The following is a 2,545-nucleotide window of genomic DNA, read 5'->3' as shown; positions in this document are numbered from 1 at the left end:
TAATAACCGACTGCATAATAAGAGCCGTATGAATTGAGAGGTTCACGTACGGTTCTGTGAGAGGTTTAGGGGTGGGATTCCCCTTTACCTACTCGACTAGCAAAAGTTTCTATTTGTTATAGCCGTATGGTTTTTTAATTCCGATCTCCTTTAAAGATTGAGTCACTTCATTTATTTTGGCAATTGTCCAAGCGGTATTGCTGTACTGTGTAAAAAGTTCTTTTTCTCCTTCAAAGAAAATAATTCTATCGGCTAAACTCATTTTATAAGAATTGAAAATATTGTACTTCATTTCTTTAACCCCAATTGTGATATCTTTTTTGCTTTGAAACTTCATATATTCAATTCTTATTTCGTCGCGAAGCTCATCAAATTCTATTGTCGTTATGTATATTTATTTTCGATTCGATAAAAGGCTTAATTATTATCAGATAAGTAGGTAAAGGAATGTAAATTAAAAGAGCAATCCAAAAACCTGAGCTTGTCGGCTCAAGTCTAAACAATAATGAGAATCCAAATCCTAAGATGACGTATATAAAAAGTACAGTTATGTCAGTAAAAAGACTTCTAAATATTCTTTCTAAGTAACTTATCTGTTTAAGCTGAGTAATTTTCAATTTTTCAAATTTTTGCTAACGTCCGGGGCTTGGAGTTGGTGGGCAATTCCGGAGCTGTTTTCTTTCTCACTTGACCAAACTAAATTCGAAGTACTGATTTTATTTTAACCGGAACCCGCCCGCTGTCTCCAAGCTAATGTTACCAACCGTACCTTTATCTGGACAAACGATAATCTGTAATCAATAACCCAGGTGAAAGATTTAGCTTTCCGGTTAAATTCCTTATCATTTCTACTGTTAATTTCCTTTTCTTATTGAGTATTTCAGAAACCCTGCTTTTTCCACCGATCTCATTTACCAGATCTTTTTGTTTTAATTGCAGCTCTTCCATCCTTATTTTTATGGCTTCAATGGGATCGGGGGAATCGATCGGATAATGTTTCTTTTCATAATCATCCACCATTAATCCAAGAATATCCGCTTCATCACTTTCCGATGTACCTATAGGGGCATCGAAAATCATCCCGATTCTTTCAAGTGCTTTTTGATAATCTGTTTCTGATTTTATTGGTCTTAGTTCCATTTGCTTTTCAATTAAATCGTATCTGCATCAATCCTGTCATATTCACTATGAGTTCCAATGAACCGAATGAAAATCCACCGTTTCTCAAAATTGAATTTTGCCACCAGCCTGAAAGAATTTCCCTTTATGTTAAAAACAATCCTACTGTCTTTCAATATGCTGGCATTTGCATAGGATTGTTTTACATCATTGGGCGTCAGCCAGTTTGAACCAATCGCAGTATCATACCAGGTTTTTAAATACTGCTCTGTTTCCGGGTGTTTTTCCCAAAACTTCCTTAAGGTGCTTTTAGCAAAAATTCTTTCCATTACTTCTATACTAATGCAAAGATACGTAAATATTCTCAAGTTGGGAACTTCCTGTGGGGTGATTTTTATGGTATGGTTGGTAACGTTTTGCGCATATGGCTTGTGGCGGCTTCCGAAGCGGAATTCTTTCTTTTAAAGTTAATCTTCATTAGAAGTCAAAACCCGAATTTACGATAATCCCGCCATAAGCTATATGCGCTGTGTGTGCCTTGAATGGTGAATATAGGTCAAAAAGTTGACCGTTCCAACGGGTGAAAGTCCCTTAAGCGCGGGGGTAACCCTGACTGGGTCAGGGCAGGCTGCCCCGAAGCACTAGCAAGTCGCAAGCTCGTTTGCTGTGAAGCATGGAGTGAAGGAAGCGAGACTGCAAACCCCGGTTCCAACGAACAGGAACTGGATACTGAGGCCTGACAGGTTGGATGAGGTAGCACATCATACCGACGTCCTAAGGGTGGAAAACCATCAAATACCTGTCTGGTAGATCCAGTGGATATTGGGGGAAGGAATATGTCCTTACCTGGGGAGATCTCGACCTGTACGGGTTACAGGATGAGAAGTCAGCCGAGGTCATAGTAGTTACCGGGAACGAGCTGTAAGAGCTACAGAGGTCTCACTGGGTAACGAAGGACTGAACACTGGATTACGTCCAAATTCGATGAGGAACACCTTTTTGATTTAGCCCTATCTTAAGCAGGGCCGAGCGTCAAGAAAATGTCCCTTTGGACATTTTTAGTGAGGAGCCGGGATGCAGGGGGAGGGTTAACAGATTAAATCATGATAGAAAAAGTACTCAACCGTAAGAACCTCTACAAAGCTTACCGACAGGTAGTGCAGAACAAGGGTTCGGCAGGGGTGGACGGCATGAAGGTTTCCGAATTGTTTCCCTATCTGGAAAACAACAGGGACAGGATTGCCACCTCCATCCTGAACCACACGTATGTACCGAAACCTATCAAGGGGGGGACGAAGCGGGAGCTTCGGGCCAGGCTGTGGGTGGCTCCCCAAGAGCAACGGAAAGACCAGACTATTGGGAGTTCCCACAGTAGTAGAAAGGTGGCTACAACAAGCGGTAAGCCAGGTGCTGATGACCAAATACG

At 41.1% G+C, this 2,545-nt stretch carries 3 protein-coding genes and 1 pseudogene; 1 reads left to right on the top strand and 3 read right to left on the bottom strand.

All coding sequences use genetic code 11. The features are described 5' to 3' along the window. Window positions 1-109: 109 nt before the first annotated feature. The 3 genes from GL182_RS24015 to GL182_RS24005 all read right to left on the bottom strand — a co-directional run bounded on the left by GL182_RS24015 (window position 110) and on the right by GL182_RS24005 (window position 1,448). A complete protein-coding gene (locus tag GL182_RS24015; protein WP_163382599.1) occupies window positions 110-337 on the bottom strand; it encodes a hypothetical protein in 228 nt (75 codons plus the stop codon). 434 nt (window positions 338-771) lie between these two features. Beyond that, window positions 772-1,140 carry a type II toxin-antitoxin system HigA family antitoxin gene (locus GL182_RS24010; protein ID WP_163382597.1) on the bottom strand — a complete coding sequence of 123 codons (369 nt, stop codon included), beginning with the start codon at window positions 1,138-1,140 and terminating at the stop codon, window positions 772-774. A gap of 11 nt (window positions 1,141-1,151) precedes the next feature. Next, on the bottom strand, window positions 1,152-1,448 hold the full coding sequence (locus GL182_RS24005; protein ID WP_163382595.1) for a type II toxin-antitoxin system HigB family toxin: 297 nt from the start codon (window positions 1,446-1,448) through the stop codon (window positions 1,152-1,154). Between the two features lie 774 nt (window positions 1,449-2,222). On the opposite strand from GL182_RS24005, the pseudogene GL182_RS24000 reads away from it, so the two are divergent. Further along, a pseudogene (locus tag GL182_RS24000) lies at window positions 2,223-2,545 on the top strand (hypothetical protein); the annotation flags it as partial.

The sequence above is a fragment of the Cyclobacterium sp. SYSU L10401 genome (assembly GCF_010993705.1).
In the GTDB taxonomy this organism is placed as follows: domain Bacteria; phylum Bacteroidota; class Bacteroidia; order Cytophagales; family Cyclobacteriaceae; genus Cyclobacterium.
The sequence above is the reverse complement of the archived record's forward strand: the minus strand, read 5'-3'. Positions and strand labels throughout refer to the sequence as shown.